Origin of the sequence: Nocardioides sp. (assembly GCF_034670285.1) — a bacterium.
In the GTDB taxonomy this organism is placed as follows: Bacteria; Actinomycetota; Actinomycetes; order Propionibacteriales; family Nocardioidaceae; genus Nocardioides.
The window spans coordinates 1-4949 of sequence record NZ_JAXMNS010000295.1 but is presented as its reverse complement, the minus strand read 5'-3'; the positions used below and the strand labels follow the sequence as shown (position 1 = coordinate 4949).

At 67.5% G+C, this 4949-nt stretch carries 2 protein-coding genes; both read right to left on the bottom strand.

The genetic code is table 11. From position 1 onward, the window contains the following. Positions 1–15 precede the first annotated feature (15 nt). Positions 16–894 carry an alpha/beta hydrolase gene (locus VOI19_RS14225; RefSeq protein ID WP_323793621.1) on the bottom strand — a complete coding sequence of 293 codons (879 nt, stop codon included), beginning with the start codon at positions 892–894 and terminating at the stop codon, positions 16–18. A gap of 97 nt (positions 895–991) precedes the next feature. Then, positions 992–4870, bottom strand: coding sequence for a DNA-directed RNA polymerase subunit beta' (locus VOI19_RS14220; RefSeq protein WP_323793620.1), 3879 nt, complete (start codon positions 4868–4870; stop codon positions 992–994). Positions 4871–4949 lie beyond the last annotated feature (79 nt).

Below are 4949 nucleotides of genomic sequence, written 5' to 3'. Positions count from 1 at the left end.
CGCGCCGACTCGGCATCACAGGAGGCGCTGCTCGCGCAGGAACGTCACCTGATCGGCTGCGATCGCCACCTGGGCGCCGTCCTGGAACGGCGTCCAGTGGTCGTGCTGGGGATAGCGCTGGAGCCGGCCCTGCGGCGCCTGATCCGCGGCCGCCTCGATGGCGGGACCGTGCACACTGATGTCGCGCCCGCCGACACCGAACCACGCCGGGCAGGTCAGTCCCTCGGCCTGCTTCCACGGACGGTGGGTCACGATCGGGGCGAAGAGCGCGGGTGACACCTCGTTGCGCCACGGCGAGTCCGCGGAGACGACGGCGGCGAAGCCGTCCGCCTCCCCCTCCAACGCCATGGCTCCCAGGTCTCCCACTGCCGCCGTGACCGGGATGGTGACCCTCGATCCCGCGAGGGCAGCCACCGCCCGTACGACGATGCGTGCGGTCACGGCCGGGTCGCCCGACAGCGCACGGCGGTAGCCGTCGAGGAAGGGCGCCAGCGCCAGGACCGCGTCGATGCTGGGGTCGGCCAGAGCGGTCTGGAAGGCGTGCGAGCCACTCATCGAGAAGCCCCACACCACCACGGTCCGCGCCCCGCACTGTCGGGCGTGGTCCACTGCGTTGCGCCAGTCCTCGCGCTGCTCGCCGAGCCGCACCCGCTGCCTCGGCCGACCTCCGGAGTCCCCGAGGAACCGGTGGTCGAAGACCAGCACGTCGGCTCCCGCTGCCGCGAAGGCCTCGGCGAACGGCGCGAGACCGTCGTGCCTGGTCAGGGAGAAGCCGTGCGCCATGACCACCCAGGTGTTTCCGGGCCCCTGCTCGGACTCGCCCGGCGCGTAGTGCCACGCCGCGCAGGTGTCTCCCCCCGACTCGAACGACACCTCACGACGCTCACCGCTCATTGCCCCAACCTAGTGGAGCGGCGCGGGCTAAAAACGGAGGAGCCCCCGCCCCGGAAGGGGCGAGGGTTCCTCGTTGCGCTGACGCGCGGTGCTGAGGTCAGCTCTGGTACGACCCGAAGTCGAAGTCGTCCAGCGCCACAGCCTGACCAGAGCCGGCGTTGCCGAACTCGTAGTCGTAGTTGTCGTAACCGGTGACGGAGTACGCCGCGGCGCGGGCCTCCTCGGTCGGCTCGACCCGGATGTTGCGGTAGCGCTCCAGGCCGGTTCCGGCCGGGATGAGCTTTCCGATGATCACGTTCTCCTTCAGCCCACGCAGGCTGTCGGAGCGACCGTGGATCGCGGCGTCGGTGAGCACCCGGGTGGTCTCCTGGAAGGAGGCCGCCGAGAGCCACGACTCGGTCGCGAGCGAGGCCTTCGTGATGCCCATGAGGACCGGACGACCCGAGGCGGGCTTGGCACCCTCGGAGACCGCGCGGCGGTTCTCCTCCTCGAACTTCACCCGGTCGACCAGGTCGGAGGGCAGCAGCACGGTGTCACCGGACTCGATGACCGTCACGCGACGGAGCATCTGGCGCACGATGATCTCGATGTGCTTGTCGTGGATCGACACTCCCTGCGAGCGGTAGACCGCCTGCACCTCGTCGACCAGGTGCTCCTGCGCCTTGCGCACACCCAGGATCCGCAGGACGTCCTGCGGGTCGGGCGTACCGACGATCAGGGGCTGACCGACCTCGATGTGCTCCCCGTCGGAGACGAGCAGACGCGAGCGCTTCGAGACCGGGTACTCCTGGACCTCGGAGCCGTCGTCGGGGGTGACGAGGACCTTGCGGGCCTTGTCGGAGTCCTCGATCTCGACGCGACCAGCGGCCTCGGCGATCGGCGTACGACCCTTGGGCGAGCGGGCCTCGAAGAGCTCGACCACGCGGGGCAGACCCTGCGTGATGTCGTCGGCCGAGGCCACACCACCGGTGTGGAAGGTACGCATCGTGAGCTGCGTGCCGGGCTCACCGATGGACTGCGCGGCGATGATGCCGACGGCCTCACCGATGTCGACCAGCTTGCCGGTGGCCAGCGAGCGGCCGTAGCACTTGGCGCACGTGCCGGTCTTGGCGTCACAGGTCAGCACGGAGCGGACCTTGACGGTCGGGATCCCGGCCGCGATGAGCTCGGCGATCTTGACGTCACCCAGGTCGCCACCGGCCTCGACGAGCGTGTCGCCCGACGTGGGGTGGGTGACCTCGGTCGCCGCGGACCGGGCGTAGGCAGCGGTCTCGGCGTTGTCGTCCTTGCGGACCACACCGTCCTCGCCCACGACACCGATGACCTTCGGCAGACCGCGCTCGGTGCCGCAGTCGTCCTCACGGATGATGACGTCCTGCGAGACGTCGACCAGACGACGGGTGAGGTACCCCGAGTCGGCCGTACGCAGGGCGGTGTCGGCCAGACCCTTGCGAGCACCGTGCGTGGCGATGAAGTACTCCAGGACGGTCAGGCCCTCCCGGAAGTTCGACTTGATCGGCCGCGGGATGATCTCGCCCTTGGGGTTGGCCACCAGACCACGCATGGCCGCGACCTGACGGATCTGGTTCATGTTTCCGGAGGCACCGGAGTCGACCATCATGTAGATCGGGTTGGTGCGATCGAAGTTGGCCTCCATCGCGTCACCGACCTTGGCGGCGGCCTCGGTCCAGATCTCGATGAGCTCCTGGCGACGCTCGTCGTCGGTCACCAGACCGCGCTCGAACTGCTTCTGGATCTTGGCAGCCTTGTCCTCGTAGGAGCTGAGGATCTGGATCTTGTCGGCCGGCGTCGTGACGTCGTCGATCGAGACCGTGACACCCGACTGCGTGGCCCACTTGAACCCGGCGTCCTTGAGGGCGTCGAGCGAGGCAGCGACCTCGACCTTGGTGTAGCGCTCGGCGAGGGCGTTGACGATCTTGCCGAGCTCCTTCTTGTCGACGCGCTCGTTGACGAACGGGTAGTCGGCCGGCAGACAGTCGTTGAACAGGGTGCGACCCAGGGTCGTCTCCAGCGTCAGCGTCTGCACGCCGCCGTCGAAGAGCTCGTGGTCGGCCGGCGGGACGACGTCGGTCAGGCGGATCTTGACCTTGCTCTGCAGGGTCAGCTCGCCGCGGTCGTAGGCCATGATCGCCTCGGCCGGGGACGAGAAGGCACGGCCGTCACCCACGTTGTTCTCGCGGTCGACGGTCAGGAAGAACAGACCGATGATCATGTCCTGGGTAGGCATGGTGACCGGGCGACCGTCGGACGGCTTGAGGATGTTGTTGGTCGAGAGCATCAGGATCCGCGCCTCGGCCTGGGCCTCGGCCGACAGCGGCAGGTGCACCGCCATCTGGTCACCGTCGAAGTCGGCGTTGAACGCCGTGCAGACGAGCGGGTGGATCTGGATGGCCTTGCCCTCGATCAGCTGGGGCTCGAAGGCCTGGATGCCGAGGCGGTGCAGCGTGGGTGCACGGTTGAGCAGCACCGGGTGCTCGGCGATGACCTCTTCGAGGACGTCCCAGACCTCGGGACGCACCGCGCGCTCGACCATCCGCTTGGCGGACTTGATGTTCTGCGCGTGGGAGAGGTCGACGAGGCGCTTCATCACGAACGGCTTGAAGAGCTCGATCGCCATGTTCTTCGGCAGACCGCACTGGTGCAGCTTGAGCTGCGGGCCCGAGACGATGACCGAACGACCCGAGTAGTCGACGCGCTTTCCGAGCAGGTTCTGACGGAAACGACCCTGCTTGCCCTTGAGCATGTCGGAGAGCGACTTGAGCGGGCGGTTGCCCGGCCCGGTCACGGGGCGACCACGACGGCCGTTGTCGAACAGCGAGTCGACGGCCTCCTGGAGCATCCGCTTCTCGTTGTTGACGATGATCTCGGGGGCACCGAGGTCCAACAGCCGCTTGAGGCGATTGTTGCGGTTGATCACGCGGCGGTAGAGGTCGTTGAGGTCCGAGGTCGCGAAGCGACCACCGTCGAGCTGCACCATCGGGCGCAGATCCGGCGGGATGACCGGAACGGCGTCGAGGACCATGCCCTCGGGCTTGTTGCCGGTCTTGCGGAAGGCATCGACGACCTTGAGGCGCTTGAGGGCGCGGACCTTCTTCTGGCCCTTGCCGTTGGCGATCGTGTCGCGCAGCGACTCGACCTCGGCCTCGACGTCGAAGCCCTGGAGGCGCTTCTGGATCGCCGTGGCGCCCATGTGGCCCTCGAAGTACTTGCCGAACCAGTTCTTCATCTCACGGTAGAGCAGCTCGTCGCCCATGAGGTCCTGGATCTTCAGGGACTTGAAGGTGTTCCACACCTCGTCGAGGCGGTCGATCTCGCGCTGCGCACGGTCACGCAGCTGCTTCATCTCGCGCTCGGCACCGTCGCGCACCTTGCGGCGGGCGTCGGCCTTGGCACCCTCGGCCTCGAGGGCAGCCATGTCCTCCTCGAGCTTCTTGGTGCGGTCCTCGAGGGAGCCGTCACGGCGCTTCTCGAGCATCTCGCGCTGCTGCTGCACCTTGGCCTCGAGCGAGGACAGGTCGCGGTGACGCGCGTCCTCGTCGACCGAGGTGATCATGTAGGCGGCGAAGTAGATGACCTTCTCGAGGTCCTTCGGCGCGAGGTCCAGCAGGTAGCCCAGTCGCGACGGGACGCCCTTGAAGTACCAGATGTGGGTGACGGGAGCGGCGAGCTCGATGTGGCCCATGCGCTCACGACGGACCTTCGAGCGGGTCACCTCGACGCCGCAGCGCTCGCAGATGATGCCCTTGAAGCGCACGCGCTTGTACTTGCCGCAGTAGCACTCCCAGTCCCGGGTGGGACCGAAGATCTTCTCGCAGAAGAGGCCGTCACGCTCGGGCTTGAGCGTGCGGTAGTTGATGGTTTCCGGCTTCTTGACCTCACCGTGGCTCCATCCGCGGATGTCCTCCGCGGTGGCCAGGCCGATCTGAAGCTGGTCGAAGAAGTTCACGTCGAGCACGATGGCTACAACCCTTCGCTTTCTTTGGTTCTTAAGGCGTGTGCAAGAAAGGGGACCGAGTCGAGCGGTACGCCGGCCG

What these genes read in the sequence shown, in the direction of transcription:
- VOI19_RS14225 (WP_323793621.1), bottom strand. Translation starts at nt 894, where the DNA reads ATGAGCGGTGAGCGTCGTGAGGTGTCGTTCGAGTCGGGGGGAGACACC.